This window comes from Blautia sp. SF-50 (assembly GCF_900101315.1).
GTDB lineage: Bacteria > Bacillota > Clostridia > Lachnospirales > Lachnospiraceae > Blautia_A > Blautia_A fusiformis.
The window spans coordinates 175,542-193,315 of sequence record NZ_FMUW01000001.1 but is presented as its reverse complement, the minus strand read 5'-3'; the positions used below and the strand labels follow the sequence as shown (position 1 = coordinate 193,315).

Here is a 17,774-nt window from a genome sequence, read left to right as displayed (position 1 = left end):
ATAATCAAAGATGTGAAACGCCAAGGGGTAGCAACGGCGTATGAACATAAAAAACTATATAATATATTTTAAGGAGGAAATATTATATGAAAGCAAAAAAGGTTATGGCATTAATGCTCTGTGCAGCAATGGTAACAAGCATGAGCGCAACAGCAGCTTTTGCAGCTGAGGAGAAAGAAGATGCAGCAACAGAGGAATCCGCAGATTCCACAGCAGCTGAGGATCCTACCGCACAGTTCGACGGACTGAAAGCAAACGAAGCTTATGAGTTCCCGATGATGGTTAAATCTTTCCAGTCTACATACTGGGATGCAGCTCAGGAAGGTATGAAGAAAGCATCTGAGGAGCTGGGCGTTACTTATAAAGCACAGGGACCGAACAGTGAGTCCGATATCGCTGACCAGGTTAACATGATCAACACAGCTATCGGCTCCAATCCTGTTGGATTAGGACTTGCAGCTTGCGATACATCTTCTGTTCAGGATGCTCTTAAGACATGTGCAGAAAAAGGTATCCCGGTTGTAACTTTCGATACAGGTATCGCTGATGCTCCGGAAGGATCTGTAGTATGCGAGGTTTGTACAGACAACGCACAGGCTGGTGCAGTAGCAGCTGAGAATATGTACAACTCCATTAAAGACGTTGTTAAAGATGCTGACGGACAGGTTATCATCGGTGAGGTTAACCAGGATGCAACAGCTCAGAACATTCAGCAGCGTGGTACTGGATTCATCAACAAGATGATCGAGCTTCTTCAGGCTGATGGCAAGACTGTAGCAGTAAGCGGTAACGAGTTCTATGTTAACGCAGCAGAGGGTGCTGATGCTGATGCTAAAGACGCAGACGTTGTTATCCAGGTAGCTGTTCCGGCACAGACAACTGTAGAGCTTTGCTCCACAGAGGCTCAGGCAATCCTTTCCCAGGAGAACTGTATCGCAGTATTCGGTTCCAACCAGGTTTCTGCAGAGGGTGTTCTTGCAGCAAATGCTAACCTTAACGTTCTTGGTTCTGACCCGGCAAACGGTGATGTAGTTGGTGTTGGTTTCGATGCTGGTTCTATCATCAAAGCAGCTGTTAAAGATGGCACATTCATTGGTGCTGTTACACAGTCTCCTCTTATGATGGGATACTATGCAATCTACGCTCTGACAGCAGCAGCAAACGGCCAGGAGCTTCAGGATGTTCCTACAGAGGGTTACTGGTATGATGCAACAAATATGGAAGACGAGGATATCGCTCCTAACCTTTATGATTAATCAAATCATATAATTGATAAGATCGTGAAGTTATAATGAACGCGGATTGCGTTCACGGACGTATGAAATAAGAGATCCGCTGGCTGATTCAGTCAGCGGATTTTTTAAACAAATAATGTAGTAGTTCATAAATAATCGCTGTATTATTGGCAAATAAAGACACTTTTTTTGACAAAAGAGGTTCTTATCACCGGAAGGATCCTGATGTATGATAAATACAACATCAGATATGAAAGTGATCAGAAGCTTACATATTGAGGAGGATTTAAAAATGGCAACATATTATTTAGCAGTAGATATCGGAGCATCCAGTGGACGTCACATTCTGGGACATATGGAAAACGGAAAAATGATCCTGGAAGAAATCTATCGTTTTGAGAACGGCATGGTTAAGAAGGATGGAGAGCTCTGCTGGGAGTTTGACCGCCTTTTCAACGAGATCGTAAATGGTCTTAAGAAATGTAAAGAGATCGGCAAGATCCCGGTAAGCATGGGTGTTGATACCTGGGGTGTTGACTTCGTGCTTCTAGACAAGGATGACAAGGTTCTTGGCAACACGGTAGGCTACCGTGATCATCGTACAGAGGGAATGGACGAGGAAGTTTATAAGACAATTTCCCTGAAGGATCTGTATGCAAGAACCGGTATCCAGAAAGCGATCTACAATACAGTATATCAGCTGATGGCAGTGAAGAAGAAACATCCTGAGTATCTGGAGCAGGCTGAGACACTTCTTCATGTACCGGACTACTTCCATTTTCTTCTTACAGGCGAAAAAACTTGCGAGTACACAGAGGCAACCACAGGACAGCTTGTATGCCCGACAACCAAGGACTGGGATTATGAGCTGATCGATATGCTGGGATATCCAAGAAAGATATTCCAGAAGCTGATCATGCCTAGCACAAGCATCGGACATTTAACAGACGCAGTGAAGGAAGCAGTTGGCTTTGATCTTGAGGTTGTAGCACCGGCTACACATGATACAGGGTCTGCAGTTCTGGCTGTACCTGCAAATGATGACGATTTCATTTATATCAGTTCCGGAACATGGTCTCTGATGGGAATCGAGAGAAAAGAAGCAGACTGCTCTGAGAAGAGCTGTGAGATGAACTTCACAAACGAGGGTGGATATGCAGGACGTTTCCGTTATCTGAAGAACATCATGGGTCTCTGGATGATCCAGTCTGTACGTCATGAGTTTGATGATGCGTACAGCTTTGCACAGATCTGCGAGATGGCTGAGGAGGCAAAAGACTTCCCGTCAAGAGTAAACGCAAACGATGAGTGCTTCCTTTCTCCTGAGAACATGACAAAAGAGGTTCAGGACTACTGCCGCAGAACAGGACAGCAGGTTCCGGAAACTCTTGGCGAGATTGCAACCGTTATCTATACAAGCCTTGCAGATTGCTACGCTAAGATCGCAAAAGAAATCGAGGAGATGACAGGAAGAACCTACAGCCGTATCCATATCGTAGGCGGTGGTTCCAATGCAGGATACTTAAATGAGCTGACTGCAAAAGCTACAAAGAAAGAAATCCATGCAGGCCCTGGTGAAGCTACTGCAATCGGTAATATCACAGCACAGATGCTGAAGGCCGAGGAGTTTAAAACGATCGAGGAGGCTCGTACAACCATCCATGAGTCCTTCGGTATTAAAGTATACAAAGCATAAATAATTGGAGGTCTTATTATGTTAGTTAACACAAAGGCAAAAGTTGGTGTATTTTCAATTGCTTTAGGCGCATATCTTCCGCAGTTTCCGTCACTGGTGCCGGAATTTGAGGCACAGTACGACGCATTCAAGAAAACGATCCCGGATACAGTAGAGATCGTTGACGGCGGAATAGTGACAACAAAAGAGCAGGCAATGGTGGCAGGAGATAAGTTCCGTGCAGCAGATGTTGACCTTGTATTTCTTCAGATGCTGACATACGCAACATCCTACAACATGCTTCCGGCGATCCGTGATCTGGATGTTCCGGTTGTTCTTGTAAACGTTCAGAAGATCAAAGCGCTAGATTATGAGCACACTGACATTGCCTCCTGGCTGGGTGAAGGCTATGCATGCGGTGCTGTAGGCGAGGCAGTTGCTGACCTTGAGAGAGCAGGCAAGAGACATGCGGTTATCACAGGCGTTGTAGAAGGCGGAGATCCTGCAGTTCAGGCTGAGATCGAAGACTGGTGCAAGGCTGCTCAGGTAAGAAGAAGATTCCGTGAGACTAACATTGCGCAGATCGGAAGACCATATCCGGGTATGATGGATCTGTATATTGATGAGACAAACCTCTATAACAGAATGTTCCTCTACACAAAACAGTTCGACTGGGAGAAGATGTGGGCGATCGCTGATGATATTACAGATGAGGAGGCAATCCGTGCAAAAGCACAGGATATCCTTGATACATTCGATATTGAGGGCGGCGGCACCATTGAGAAAGTATGGGATATGGCCAAATATGTTGTTGCTTTTGAGAAATGGGTAAAGGACGAACATCTTGGAATGATCGCTTCCCATTACGACGGATTTGCACAGGGTAAAGCAGGTGTCCTTGACAGTATGCTGATCCCGGCATTCTCTATGCTGATCAAACAGGGTACTGCATGTGCGGTAGAGGGTGACATGAAGGTTGCCATGGCAATGAGTATCTTAAAGACAATTTCCGGTACAGGTCAGCTTTCTGAGATGTACTCCATCGACTTCAATGATGACATCTGCATCATCGGACATTCCGGAAGCGGTGACGCGGACATCTCTGACAAGAAGCCAACCATGAAGATCGTAAAAGTATTCCATGGCAAAACAGGCGGCGGATATCTGACACAGTTCTATCCGTACACAGGTCCGGTGACCTACCTTGCGATCACTCAGGATAAAGACGGAAACTTCAAATTCGTTGTAGCTGAGGGCGTAAACGAGGAGGGACCGATCCTTTCCTTCGGTGATACAAACATGAGAACACGCTTCACATGCGGAGCAAGAGAGTTCGTTAACCGCTGGAGCGAGGCTGGCCCGACACATCATATGGCAGCTGCTACAGGAAGACACATCGATACGATCCTGAAGGTTGCAAAAATCTTTAACGTACCGGTAGATATCGTGACAAGATAAATTCTTTCTTATGTATTCAACCTAAAACATATTCAAAAAAGGAGACTGCGCGGAGCGGTCTCCTTTTTCAGTGGGAAAAATAAGATAAAAAAGATCTGCCGGAAATGCAGCAGGCAGATTCGGCAGATCAAAGCTTTGGATTTTTATTTATTTTTTATGCATAAGTGTGTGCTCCTTGAGAAGCTCATCGTGCAGCTGGACGGAAGACCAGTGCTGAGTTACCGGTGTGAGCATGGCCTTCAGTGCAACAGGCGGGAGCTGGTTTTCACGGAAAAAAGCAAGAAAACCATCCATCTGTGCACTGGAAAAATCCTTCAGCACGATCATCTCATCGTTGAAATTGCTTCCCAGATTAAACTGGGATGAGGGATGAAATCCCGGAATCTCAAAAAGATATCCCAGCGGATGAAGAAATTCCGGAGCAGTGACGATCCGTGTCTTAACCTTCTGACGGTTCAGATAGCGGCGGATCTGGCGAAACCGTTCCGGGTCGCTAAAATTATATAAAAGAGCTTCTGGCTGTGTATTCATATAGTGTCATACCTCATTTCTGAATAAAGATTTTTTTGGAACGTAAGTTACTTTTCACGATGTGCAGGGAACCGGATCTCAACATCCGTCCCCTCTCCAGGCTTGCTGGAATAAGTGAGTCCGTAATTATTTCCATAGAGAATTTGGAGTCTCCGGTGGGTATTATAAACTGCGATATTGGTGCCGCCGGACTGGCTTTTTCCCTTTCCGGAAAGGATAGTTGACAGGATTTCCGGCGAAATCCCAACACCGTCATCGGAAATCAGAAGAACAATATCCTCATTTTCCATCCATCCGGTAATAACAATAGTTCCGGATTTTGATTCTTTTTCCAGGATCCCGTGAAGAATGGAATTTTCCACAACAGGCTGAAGAGTCAGCTTCGGGATCTGGTATTCTGAAAGCTCATCCGGGATATCCGTGATCAGCTCAATGCTGTCGTGGTAGCGCATATTCTGAAGCTGCACGTAGATGGTTACATGCTCCAGCTCCCTTGCAATGGTAGAGATTCCTTTTTTGCGGCTCAGAGTCAGCTTATAAAAACGGGAAAGACTTTGCACTGCGTGACTGATCTCATTGGTCTGTCCCTGCAGTGCCATCCAGTTGATCATATCCATGGTATTATAAAGAAAATGTGGATTGATCTGTGCCTGGAGGGAATTGAATTCTGCGATCCGGAGATCTTCTGCAGCCTTAGCCTGCTTCTCCATCAGTTCCTCCATTTTTCGAGTCATATAGTTGTAGGTATCGATAAGATTACCGATCTCATCATGTGCCTGTGGACTTTCCATAGGAGTAGGCGGGCCGTGGCGGACGGTCTGCATCTGCCGGATCACAGAAGAAAGTCTTCCGGTAATGGAATGAGCCAGTACATTGGCAAAAATAAGTGCCAGAACCAGAAAAACTGCATAGATCAGTACGATCTGGATCATCAGTCGGTTGCTCGCATGGATCAGCGGCGGGGAAGGAAGGACCGTCACCATAAACCAGTCCGTATTGGAAATACTGTAAAAACCGGCATAAACCTTTGTGTCCAGAATGTTCCGCTCAATGAAGTTATTGGAAGACATAAAGGAAGCCTTGATGGTGTCGTAATCCAGTTGGTAGATTCCGGATAATGACAGATCTGAGGTAGCAACAATGGCATCACGTTCGTTTACAATATATGAAACACTTCCTTCTAGAGATAGATTGTCGGAAAGAATGGAAGTAAGCTTGTCATCGGAATAATACACTGCCAGATAAGCCTTATAGGCAGTGGAGTGATAATAAAGGCTTAAAGGGCAGATATATGCCATATCACCATAATTCTTTTTTTCCCTGGGACCAAGATAGAAGGAAGGACAGAACATTTCCTGGGTGTTCCGGTTTCCCTGAAAGATACCGTACCAGTAGGTACCTTTCGCCTGACTTAAGGGAGCAAGGATATTCTCAGTGCTGGGATAAGTATCCAGTGTCTTCAGATCATCAGGAAAATCCACATAGATCTGTACATCGGTAACAATGGAATCTGTGGTCAGACGATGAACGGCATTTTTAAAATCAGTGGCATGGTTAGATGTTGCAAGCTGTTCTGCTGAATCGCTGACCGGCATATAAAAAAGTTCCTGAAAAAAATTCTGTCCTGTAATATTACGGGTAGTAGCGAGAATCGTATCCATAGTCCGTTCGATCAGAGGTGCAGTTTTTGCGGAGGCGTCCTGTTCCTGCCGGATGGTATTGGAAACCACCATGCTATAAAGTCGTCCATAAAAAAGAAAGGCGGTAAGACAGGCAGGAACTACCACAATGCTGATCAGGGCAATGGTGAATTTTGTCTGCAGGTTTAAATTCAGGTAGCCGTTTTTGAAACGGCGCCAGAGGGCCCTCATGACATTTTCTCCCGGTATTCAGACGGGGAAAAGCCGGAGTATTTTTTGAAGCTTTTTCCGAAGTAATTGCCATCCGTATAGCCTACCTTGGAAGAAATCTCGGAAATCTTGTATCTGGGATCGGAAAGCAGCTGCTTGGCCTTTTCCATTCGGTATTCTGTCAGATATTGATTGAGAGTCTGTCCGGTCTCACTTTTGAAAAAAGTGCATACATAAGATGCGGAAAGGTATACATGGCCGCTGATATCTTTTACGGAAAGTGTATCGTTCATATAGTTCCGGCTGATATAATCCTTGATCATAAAGATCGTGGAATTTTCCGGCTGGGAATTTTTCGCATCTTCAAAATACTGGGCGGTTTTTTCTTTCAGAGCTTTGTGAAGCTCTTCGTAGGTGAAGGCGTTGTTTAACGTATCTACGATCAGATCCTGCTTTTCATGAAGTTCGGTTTCCAGCTGATTTTTTTTACGGGAAGCCGAAAGTGTATTAAATAGCTGGTAATAAAGATCACGGATCTGGTTAGGCATAAATGTGTGATTGCAGCTATAATACCGGAAAAGCTCATCAAGAAACTGAAAACAGGGTTCTTCTTCTACGGCCAGGAGATATTTGGAAAAAGTATTTTCCGGTGAATGCAGGGAATCCGGAACCGGTCCCTTCGGTGAAAGAAGGCGGATGGCATTTTCCGTCAGAAATGTTTTTTCCGGAAAGAAAAAACAGTTCTGCAGAAGGATCACGGCAGAAGCGTAGGACTGATAAACCCTGAAAATATCCGTTACGGTATTTCCGGCTGCGATCAGATGCTTTCCGCAGGTGTCATATTGTCTGGAAATATAGCTTCCCACTGCGGAAAGGGTAGTCGGGGAAAGGGCATTCCTTCCATATATATGGTGGACCAGATACTGAACTCTTTTTTCCACAAAAAGACATTTCAGATGGTAATGCTCCAGAAAACAGGAAATGTCGTTCTGGAGATCTTCCAGGAAAATACCGGAAGCCTCCACAGATTCATTAAGCTTTACGATCACAGAGGTAAAATTCATGCCGTTCTCAAGAAGCTCCGGCTGCCCCAGCTCCAGACAGAGATCTGCAATTTTGTTGTTATCGGAAGGTGGAAGAGTCAGTTGCTGTGCCAGCCGGGTAGCGATTTCCTGAGAATGGATCGCTTCGCCACGATGGGAGCGGAGCTTTTGTTTGTAAAGAGTCTGCGCTTCCAGAACTGCCGCCTGTACTTCCTCGGGATGCAGAGGCTTTTCGATGTAATTGATGGCTTTTAGTTTGATGGCAGCTTTCAGATACTCTTTGTCAGAATATCCGCTCATAAAGATAGGGATACTGTCCGGCAGGAATTTCTCCAGACGCTCCAGCATGGCAATGCCTGTCATCCGCGGCATCCGTACATCGCAGAGAATGATCTCCGGTTTATACAGTCTGGCCATTTCCAGTCCGTTCACACCATCATCTGCCTGAAGAATCTCGGTGATCCCCAGAGAATCCCAGTCGATAGATGAGATCAGTCCGGTACGCGTAAGTTCTTCGTCATCGACGATCAGTAATTTCATATACAATTCTCCAATCGAGCATAGCTTTATAGCTTCGTAAATCGGACGTTTACAGTTCTGTTTATATTCCCAGAAAACTGTAACGTCAGCGTTATCATTATAGCATAAAGTATATAGAAATACGAGAATGGGACAATGGTTTATGAGTAATATTTTACAGGGAAAAGAAGAATATTTTACCCTTATCCAAAAATATTCCCATTATCAACCTGTGGGCCGGATGATAGAATATAATCAGATTAAAGGAAAGGGAGGAGAAAGAGCCGTGTCAGAATATGTTCTTGAATTAAAAGGTATTACGAAGATATTCCCCGGTGTCAAAGCTCTGAATAATGTACAGTTCCAGCTCAAGCCTGGTGAGGTTCACGCACTGATGGGTGAGAACGGTGCTGGTAAATCTACGTTTATCAAGGTTATTACCGGAGTACATAAAGCAGAAGAAGGTGAGATGTTCCTGAACGGACAGAAGGTTGACTTCAAGGGTCCGAAGGATGCCCAGGAGGCAGGTATTGCAGCCGTATATCAGCATCCGACATCATATCCGCACCTTACAGTTGCAGAAAATATTTTTATGGGTCACGAGATCATCAAACATCATATGATCCAGTGGAAAGAGATGAATCAGGAGGCGAACAAGTACTTAGGTGAGCTGGATGCAGATTTTGATGCAACCGCTGAGATGGGAACTCTTTCTGTTGCACAGCAGCAGATGGTTGAGATCGCCAAAGCGCTTTCCACAAATGCAAAGATCATCATTCTGGATGAGCCTACAGCAGCACTTACCAGAAACGAGTCGGAGAAGCTTTACACACTGGTTGATAAGCTGAAAGAGAATGGCGTTTCCATTATCTTTATTTCCCACCGTTTCGAGGATATGTATCGTCTGGCTTCCAGAGTTACCGTATTCCGTGATTCTCAGTATATCGGAACCTATGATGTAAACGGGATCACAAACGCAGATCTGATCAAGGCAATGGTTGGACGTGAGATCAATGATCTGTTCCCGAAGCCGGAGGTTAAGCTGGGAGATGAGATGCTTCGTATTGAACATCTTTCCAGAACAGGATTTTTCAAGGATGTTTCCTTCAATGTACGTGCAGGCGAGATCGTAGGTCTTACCGGTCTGGTCGGTGCAGGACGTACAGAGGTTATGGAAGCTGTCAGCGGAATTACCCATCCGGACGAAGGAAAGGTTTTCCTTGAGGGAAAAGAGGTTTATATCAAGACTCCTTCCGAAGCAATGGAAAAAGGTATCATCCTTCTTCCTGAGGACAGACAGAAGCAGGGCCTTGTCATGAGCTGGGGCCTTGGAAGAAACGTAACCCTTCCGATCATCAGCAAATATGCAAAATCCGGATTCAATGACGAGAAAGCAGAAAGAGAGCTTTCCAAGAAGCTTCTTGAAGAAGTAGATACCAAGGCTGTTGATATTTTCCAGCCTGCAAGCTCACTGTCCGGTGGTAACCAGCAGAAGGTTGTTGTTGCCAAGGCACTTGCTCAGGAAATGAAGGTCGTTATCATGGATGAGCCGACAAAGGGTGTCGATGTTGGTGCAAAAGCCGAGATCTATGCGATCATGGGAGATCTTGCGAAGAAGGGCTATGCCATCATCCTGATCTCTTCCGAGATGCCTGAGATCCTTGGAATGTCTGACCGTATCATCGTTATGTGCAACGGTCGTAAGACAGGTGAACTGAACAGGGGAGAGGCAACACAGGAAGGAATCCTTGAGCTGTCCATGGAAAAGAGCACTGGAAAGGGGACTAAATAATGGAAAAGAAATCTGTTATCAAGAAGATTACAGGCTCCCGAGAGGCTCTGCTGGCAATTATCGTGGTCGTGCTGTTTGCCGTTGTCACAGTGATCAGCCCGTCATTCCTTACGCCGAAGTCACTCATGGAGATGCTGAAAAATAATGCAGTAACAATGGTAATGTCACTTGGTATGCTGTGTGTCATGCTGGTAGGCGGAATCGATATTTCCATCATGTCAACTCTGGCACTTTCCGGTATGTCCATCGGTATGCTCCTGAAATACGGACATATCACAAGTACATTACTTGCTTTCATCATTGCAATGGCGATCGGTATTGCCTGCGGACTGGTTGTAGGTCTTGTGATTTCAAGAGCAAACGTTCCGCCTATCATTGCAACCATGGGCTTTATGTACATCTACAGAGCAATGGGTTATCTTGTTTCCCACGGTGGTGAGTGGGCAAGTGCCGCAGCTCTTGGTGAGTTTAAGAATTTTGCAACAACCAGCTTCCTTGGGATCAACAAGGTTATCTGGGTGATCATCGTATGCTATGTGGTATTCTTCTTCTTTATGAAATGGACAAGAACAGGACGAAGGATCTACGCAGTAGGAAGTAATGCAAGCGCAGCACAGGTTTCCGGTATCAATGCAAAGAATATCAACCTTCTTGTATATGTGATCATGGGATTCCTCGCAGGTCTTGGCGGAGCACTTCAGGTATCTGTTTATGCTTCTGCAATGCCTGATATGCAGTACGGCGGTGAGATGGATGTTATCGCAGCCTGCGTTATCGGTGGTGTAAGCATGAGCGGTGGACGTGGAACCGTAGTAGGTGCATTCCTCGGTTCCATTATCCTTGCAACGATCGCAAAAGCTCTTCCGCTTGTAGGTATCAGTTCACTGTGGCAGAACATGATCAAGGGTGTTATCATACTGGTAGTAGTTGTGATCAACGTTGTTCTGCAGAGAATCGCAGATAAAAACGCATTAAAGGGAAGGGAGATGTAAATCATGGCTGGAAAATCTGGAAGAAGTATTAACAATGTGCCGGAAAATCCGATGAAACACATCATATTCAGTTGGGAAGGCATCCTGGTCATTCTCTTTATCCTGGTAAATATTTTCTGCGCATCATTTTCTGAGTTTTATAATATGAAGAGTGTTCTTCGTCAGATGCCGGTTTACCTTGCAGAGGTATTCATGATGTTTCCAATGGCGTACATCCTGGTATTAGGCGAGATCGATATTTCCGTAGGTGCGATCGTGTGTCTCTCCGCTACCTTAAGCTGTATGGTCTGCAACACAAACGCTCCGTTCATTGTAGTAGTACTTACAGCACTGGTTGTTGGTGCCCTCTGTGGTGCGGTTAACGGATTTATCCTTACCCGTTTCAAGGAGCTGCCTCCAATGATCGTAACACTGGCAACACAGATCATCTTCCGTGGTATCGCTGAGGTAACACTTGGAGCCGGCGGAAGTATTGCGATCACAAACACAGATGGCTTCCGTGCTATCGGTGGAAAGGTTGGAAATATTCCATATATTCTTTTCCTGGTGCTGATCCTTGGTGTACTTTTTGCGATCTTTCTTGGAAAGAGCACATTCGGACGCCGTACATATGCGATCGGAACAAACCGTGTGGCAGCTTATTACGCAGGTGTTCACGTAGAGAAGATCCGTTTCATCATCTACACAGTTATGGGACTTATGTCCGGACTTTGCGCAGTATTCCTGGTATCCTCTTCTTACGGTGCAAATACAACAACCGGTAACGGATTTGAGATGGATGCCATTGCAATGGCAGTATTCGGAGGTATCTCCTCCACAGGTGGTAAAGGTAACCTGGCCGGCGGTATCATTTCTGCATTCATCATCGTATGCTTACGAGTTGGCCTTGGACAGAAGAACGTAAATGCTCAGGTGATCCTTCTCATCATCGGTGTACTTCTGGTAGCAGCAGTAGCTCTTCCGAATATCATCGGCGATGTGAAAAAAGCAGTCGCAATGAAGAAAAACTAAATATCACTTTTGAAACCCATATGATTGTTAGCTGCCTCCATTGGTGTAGCGGAGGCAGTAGCATATAAAAAAATTATATTCTTATAGGGAGGAACAACAATGAAAAAAAAGGTAATTAGCGCAATCCTTTGTGGAGCAATGGTTCTTGGTACAGTTTGCCCGGTTCTTGCAGCAGATGACAAATCCGAAGATACTAAGACAGAAGCAGCAGCTGGCGATTCTGCAAAAGGCAAAAAGATCGCTCTGGTTGGTAAAGCAGCCGGTAATGCATTCTTCGAGATCGCAGCGAAATCTTTCCAGGAGACAGTAGAGGCTGAAGGCGGCGAGGTTCAGGTCGTTTATCCTGAGACAGCTACAGCTGATGCGCAGATCAAGGTTCTTGACAACCTGATTTCTCAGGACTTCGATGCAATCTGTATCTCCGCTAACGATGTTAACGCTCTTCAGGCTAAGCTTGAGGAAGCTATGGATGAGGGAATCAAGGTATCTTCCTTCGACTCCGCACCGAACAAAGACAGCCGTGAGATTTTCGTAAACCAGGCTGGTACAAAAGAAGTTGCTCAGGCACTTATGGATGCAGTTCTTGATATTTCCGGTGGTGAGGGACAGTTCGCTATCCTTTCCGCTACATCTCAGTCCGCTAACCAGAACGCATGGATCGACGCGATGAAGACCATCATGGAAGGCGATGACAAATACAGCAAGCTTGAGCTTGTAGACGTTGTATACGGTGATGATGAGCCGCAGAAATCCACAGACCAGACAGCAGCTCTTCTTCAGAACTACAAGGATCTGAAGGTTATCTGCGCACCTACAACAGTTGGTATCGCAGCAGCTGCTAAATATCTTCAGGATAACGGATCTTCCTGCAAGCTGACAGGTCTTGGACTTCCATCCGAGATGCAGGAGTACACAGGTGATGATGATTCTCATTCCTGCCCATACTTCTATCTGTGGGATATGCAGGGCCTTGGAAAACTCAGTGCTTACACAACAATCGCTCTGATCAACGAAGACATCACAGGTGCTAAAGATGACAAATTCACAGCTGGTGACCTTGGTGACTACACAGTAACAGAGGCAGATGACGGCGGTACAGAGGTTGTTCTTGGTGCACCTCTGAAATTCGATACAAGCAACATCGAGGAGATGGCTAAGCTGTACTAATCAATCCTCAGATTGACTGTATAATCATATGATAAATCCTTTTGGGACAAGGCGGAGTCTTCGGACTCCGCCTTGTTTCGTATATTTGAATTTGGTGTATAGAAGGTTTCCGAAAAAATTTCAGTCTTTTGATTCTGGTTGTACTCTTATGGCTGCGGTGTTAAAATGAGGACAGCAGAATAGAAAACCATGAACAGATGAAGGAGCAAAACACATGCAGCAGGCATTACTGGATCAGCTGAGAAAGATCACAGAGGAAGAGAGAAAAATCCTGGATGGAGAAGCAGAGGTGGATAGAGATCTCTACACATCCGGTCGGGACTTTACTGTGGACAGCCGTAAAATGCTGAAAGAAGGCAGGCTGATCGCTGTGCGTACACACACCCGTTTTGTGTATTTTCCGGCTCACAGGCATAATTTTGTGGAAGTGCTGTATGTGTGTGAGGGATCTCTGACTAATATCATTGACGGAAAAAAAGTCATAGTTAACAAAGGCGAGCTGCTTTTTCTCAATCAGTTTACGAAGCATGAGATTCTGAAAGCGGGGCAGAATGATATTGCGATCAATTTTATGGTGCTGCCGGAGTTTTTTGATGTGGCCTATTCCATGGCGGGCAATGACAATATGCTGGCAGATTTTCTGGTGAATGTCCTGCGACAGGATGAAGAGCGTGGGGAATATCTTCATTTTAAGGTTGCGGAAGTGCTGCAGATCCAGAATCTTCTGGAAAATATCATCTATTCTCTTGTAAACGGTGAGGAGAACAGAGAGCGGATCAATCAGACCACAATGGGCCTGATATTCATGTATCTGATAGAATCGGTGCAGTATGTGGAGATGCGTCTGCCCAATCAGTACGAAAATATGATCTCTATGACAACACTGGATTATATTGAACAGAAATACCGGACTGCTACGCTGACGGAGCTTTGTGGTCGTCTGCATCTTCCCATGCATGTCCTCAGTAAGATGATCAAGAAAAGCACAGGGTTTAATTTCAAGGAACTTCTTCAGAGAAAACGTCTGAACAAGGCTGTAGAGCTGATGTGTGAAACAGATCTGCCTGTCAGTGACATCATTGCGGCTGTAGGCTATGAAAATAACAGTTATTTTCATCGGGTATTCAAGGAACATTATCACATGACACCACGGGCGTTCCGGGTGAAAAACAGTGAGAAAGAACAGGTGAGGCTGTAACAGCCTCACCTGTTTTTTTAAATATCATGGAATTGTCCGATCTTGTTTTTGATCCGCTGCATTTCGTTATCCATATCGATCACAGTGCGGGCGCAGTTCAGCAGTTCATTGCTGACATCCTCATAACCGTCCATTTCTTCGATATTCTGCTTGTAACGCAGCTGATGCTCCAGAGTTGCCCAGAAATCCATACCGTTGGTACGGATCTGGATCTCTGCACGCATGGGAGTTTTTCCCTTGGAGAAGAATACGGGGATTTCCACTATCATGTGATAACTGCGGTAGCCGTTTGGCTTTGGATTTTTGATATAGTCTTTTACCTGGATGACGGTAATGTCATCCTGCCTGGTGATCAGGTCTGCAATGGTGTAGATATCATCGATAAAGGCACAGACAACACGGATGCCTGCCACGTCATTCAGCTGATTCTGAATATTCTCCGCAGTAAACTCATAGCCGAGCTTTTTGAGTTTTTTGTAAATACTTTCCGGCTTTTTGATCCTTGTTTTGATGAAGGAGATCGGGTTACGTTTATATTCCAATGAAAATTCATCGTTGAGGACTTCCAGCTTGGTGCGTACCTCACGGACCGTACATCGATACATCATCATCAGATCATTAAATTTTGCGGAATTTTTGATAAAAACCTGTGGATCGGGGGTATCCAGCCAGGTGTTTGTATTTCTTTCAGCCATAGTGTTTTTCTGGTGAAACTCCTTTCTTATGTGATATTTATAACAATTACTTTTATACAATTATAGAACAAAATGATATTTTTTTCAACTTTTGTATTGACATATCAGAAAAGCTGTGCTATTTTATAGAAAAAATTTAATTGAGTAAACCACTAAACCACTAAACCGTTGAAGCGGAGATAAAGATATTCATGCGCGCACAGAGAGTCCGGGAGGGTGAGAGCCGGGTCGAGAGGCAGTTTATCAAATGGACCGCAGAGGGCACAGGGAAAGATATTTTCGGATATCAAGTATTCTGTGACGTGAGGGCATACGTCAGTTGCCGGGAATATGAAGGTATTCCGCCAAGTGCACGGGTCAGACCGTGAATCAGGGTGGCACCGCGGGTGATTTTGAATTTAGAGCTCGTCCCTGACAGAACCAGATTCTGTCGGAGACGGGCTTTTCTTGATTTCATGAGCAAGCAGCGAATGCAGATCACGAATGTCCCGTCCTCCGGTAAGGAATGAAAAACTCAGGAGGGCCTGTATATGTATCCAACATTAGAAAAAATCAAAGAACTCGCACAGTCAGGCGAATACCGGCGAATCCCTGTATGCAGAGAGCTGTATTCCGACCGCTATACACCCGTAGAAGTCATGAGGACCTTACGCACAGCCAGCAGACATTGCTATCTTCTGGAAAGTGCCAGCCAGACAGAGGTATGGGGACGCTATTCCTTCCTGGGATATGAGCCATCCATGGAGATCACCTGTACAGACGGAAAGCTTCAGATCCGCAGAATCCATGAGGACGGAACTGAAGAAAAAACCGTACAGCAGGTGAAGCATCCGGGAGATGCTATTCGGGAGATCCTGAAAGAATACAAAAGCCCGGTGCTGGAAAATATGCCGACCTTTACCGGAGGTCTGGTAGGATATTTTTCCTACGATTATATTAAGTACAGCGAGCCGAAGCTGAAGCTTACCGACGAGACAGTACAGGATTTCCGGGACATGGATCTGATGCTTTTTGACCAGGTGATCGCCTTTGACCATTACAGACAGAAGGTGCTTCTGATCACCGGTGTGATGACGGATGATCCGGAAAATTCCTATCAGAAGGCGGAAGCAAAATTAAAAGAGATGGCAGATCTGATCCGAAACGGAAAACAGAAGGAATTTCCGTCTTTGAAACTGAAATCTTCCATTGAGCCGCAGTTCCCGAAAGCAAAATACTGTGAGATGGTTGAGAAAGCGAAGCATTACATACACGAAGGAGATATTTTCCAGGTGGTGCTCTCCAATCCGATGCGAGCGAAAGCAGAGGGAAGTCTGTTTGATACATACCGTGTTCTCAGGGCTACCAATCCTTCGCCGTATATGTTTTATTTTTCCAGTGATGATATTGAGATTGCAGGAGTCTCCCCGGAAACACTTGCCAGGCTTGCAGGAACAGAATTAAGTACCTTCCCGCTTGCAGGAACAAGACCAAGAGGCAAGACAAAAGAAGAAGACCTGGCGCTGGAAAAAGGACTCCTGGCTGATGAGAAGGAACGTGCCGAGCATAACATGCTGGTGGATCTTGGGCGAAATGATATCGGAAAGATCAGTAAGATCGGTACCGTGAACGTAGAAAAATATATGTGCATCGAGCGTTTTTCTCATGTGATGCATATTGGTTCCACAGTTACCGGCCAGATCCGGGATGACAGGGATGCGGTGGATGCAGTGGATGCCATCCTTCCGGCAGGAACACTTTCCGGAGCACCGAAATTCCGTGCCTGCCAGATCATCCAGGAACTGGAACAGAGCAAGCGAGGCATTTACGGCGGTGCTATCGGATATCTGGATTTTGCCGGAAACCTGGATACCTGTATTGCCATTCGCCTGGTTTATAAGAAAAACGGTGAGATCTGTATCCGGTCAGGAGCAGGGATCGTAGCAGACAGTATTCCGGAAAGTGAATTTCAGGAGTGCTGCAACAAGGCAAGAGCCGTTGTACAGGCAATCGAAACTGCACAGGAGGGACTGGAATGATAGTACTGATCGATAATTATGATAGCTTTTCCTACAATGTTTATCAGCTGATCGGTTCTGTGGAGCCGGATATCAAAGTGGTAAGAAATGATGAAGTGACCATCAAAGAGCTGGAGGCCATGAAGCCGGAGGCATTGATCCTTTCCCCTGGTCCGGGAAAACCGGAGGATGCGGGAATCTGTATTGAATCCATAAAATATTTCAAAGACAAGCTGCCGATCCTGGGTATCTGCCTTGGACATCAGTCCATCTGTGAAGCCTTCGGAGGGACAGTATCCTACGCAAAAGAGCTGATGCACGGAAAGCAGAAAGAGATACATAAAGTTGGAAAGAGCCGGATGTTTGAAGGACTTCCGGAAACTTTTCCGGCAGCCAGATATCACTCACTGGCAGCTATCCGGGATACCTTACCGGAGGAACTGGTTGTTACCGCTGAGTCTGAGGACGGAGAGGTGATGGCACTGGAGCATAAAGAATATCCGATATTCGGATTACAGTTCCATCCGGAATCTGTTATGACACCGGATGGAAAAACAATGATCGAGAACTTTATGAAGGTTATCAGAGACAGATAAGACAGAGAACAGCAA

General features: G+C 45.4%; 14 protein-coding genes. 10 read left to right on the top strand and 4 right to left on the bottom strand.

The genetic code is table 11. The features are described 5' to 3' along the window. The first annotated feature begins 86 nt into the window (after window positions 1-86). The 3 genes from BLP57_RS00900 to BLP57_RS00890 all read left to right on the top strand — a co-directional run bounded on the left by BLP57_RS00900 (window position 87) and on the right by BLP57_RS00890 (window position 4,368). Window positions 87-1,256: a substrate-binding domain-containing protein gene (locus BLP57_RS00900; protein ID WP_092068574.1), complete on the top strand. Its 1,170-nt coding sequence runs from the start codon at window positions 87-89 to the stop codon at window positions 1,254-1,256. A gap of 271 nt (window positions 1,257-1,527) precedes the next feature. Then, a complete protein-coding gene (gene rhaB / locus BLP57_RS00895) occupies window positions 1,528-2,931 on the top strand; it encodes a rhamnulokinase (RefSeq protein ID WP_015527297.1) in 1,404 nt (467 codons plus the stop codon). A gap of 18 nt (window positions 2,932-2,949) precedes the next feature. Beyond that, a complete protein-coding gene (locus tag BLP57_RS00890; RefSeq protein ID WP_092068571.1) occupies window positions 2,950-4,368 on the top strand; it encodes an arabinose isomerase in 1,419 nt (472 codons plus the stop codon). A 147-nt stretch (window positions 4,369-4,515) separates the two neighbouring features. Here BLP57_RS00890 and BLP57_RS00885 read toward each other — a convergent pair whose 3' ends face one another. From BLP57_RS00885 to BLP57_RS00875, 3 genes are read right to left on the bottom strand one after another with little or no spacing between them, the layout of a single operon-like run. Beyond that, window positions 4,516-4,899, bottom strand: coding sequence for a DUF3783 domain-containing protein (locus BLP57_RS00885; protein WP_092068568.1), 384 nt, complete (start codon window positions 4,897-4,899; stop codon window positions 4,516-4,518). Between the two features lie 47 nt (window positions 4,900-4,946). Next, window positions 4,947-6,770 carry a sensor histidine kinase gene (locus BLP57_RS00880; protein WP_092068565.1) on the bottom strand — a complete coding sequence of 608 codons (1,824 nt, stop codon included), beginning with the start codon at window positions 6,768-6,770 and terminating at the stop codon, window positions 4,947-4,949. Beyond that, window positions 6,767-8,332, bottom strand: a complete 1,566-nt coding sequence (locus BLP57_RS00875; protein ID WP_092068563.1) for a response regulator transcription factor — start codon at window positions 8,330-8,332, stop codon at window positions 6,767-6,769. The genes BLP57_RS00880 and BLP57_RS00875 overlap by 4 nt, the downstream gene beginning before the upstream one ends. Before the next feature lie 265 nt (window positions 8,333-8,597). Here BLP57_RS00875 and BLP57_RS00870 point away from each other — a divergent pair, with 265 nt between their 5' ends. From BLP57_RS00870 to BLP57_RS00850, 5 genes are all read left to right on the top strand, one after another. Then, window positions 8,598-10,103, top strand: a complete 1,506-nt coding sequence (locus BLP57_RS00870) for a sugar ABC transporter ATP-binding protein (protein ID WP_059086913.1) — start codon at window positions 8,598-8,600, stop codon at window positions 10,101-10,103. After that, on the top strand, window positions 10,103-11,095 hold the full coding sequence (locus BLP57_RS00865) for an ABC transporter permease (protein ID WP_059086065.1): 993 nt from the start codon (window positions 10,103-10,105) through the stop codon (window positions 11,093-11,095). Before BLP57_RS00870 ends, BLP57_RS00865 begins: the two co-directional genes overlap by 1 nt. A 3-nt stretch (window positions 11,096-11,098) precedes the next feature. Continuing rightward, window positions 11,099-12,106, top strand: coding sequence for an ABC transporter permease (locus BLP57_RS00860; RefSeq protein ID WP_092068559.1), 1,008 nt, complete (start codon window positions 11,099-11,101; stop codon window positions 12,104-12,106). Between the two features lie 99 nt (window positions 12,107-12,205). Continuing rightward, window positions 12,206-13,273, top strand: a complete 1,068-nt coding sequence (locus tag BLP57_RS00855; protein WP_022427045.1) for a substrate-binding domain-containing protein — start codon at window positions 12,206-12,208, stop codon at window positions 13,271-13,273. 214 nt (window positions 13,274-13,487) lie between these two features. Next, window positions 13,488-14,471: an AraC family transcriptional regulator gene (locus BLP57_RS00850; RefSeq protein ID WP_092068556.1), complete on the top strand. Its 984-nt coding sequence runs from the start codon at window positions 13,488-13,490 to the stop codon at window positions 14,469-14,471. A gap of 17 nt (window positions 14,472-14,488) precedes the next feature. On the opposite strand, the gene BLP57_RS00845 is transcribed toward BLP57_RS00850, so the two are convergent. Next, complete coding sequence (locus tag BLP57_RS00845; protein ID WP_015527292.1) at window positions 14,489-15,166, bottom strand: GTP pyrophosphokinase; 678 nt, start codon at window positions 15,164-15,166, stop codon at window positions 14,489-14,491. Between the two features lie 530 nt (window positions 15,167-15,696). Here BLP57_RS00845 and trpE point away from each other — a divergent pair. Both trpE and BLP57_RS00830 read left to right on the top strand, forming a co-directional pair. Further along, on the top strand, window positions 15,697-17,184 hold the full coding sequence (trpE, locus tag BLP57_RS00835) for an anthranilate synthase component I (RefSeq protein WP_092068553.1): 1,488 nt from the start codon (window positions 15,697-15,699) through the stop codon (window positions 17,182-17,184). Then, the gene (locus BLP57_RS00830; RefSeq protein ID WP_092068549.1) at window positions 17,181-17,759 is read left to right on the top strand and encodes an anthranilate synthase component II; all 579 of its coding nucleotides are present in this window, start codon (window positions 17,181-17,183) and stop codon (window positions 17,757-17,759) included. The genes trpE and BLP57_RS00830 overlap by 4 nt, the downstream gene beginning before the upstream one ends. The last annotated feature ends 15 nt before the right edge of the window (window positions 17,760-17,774 follow it).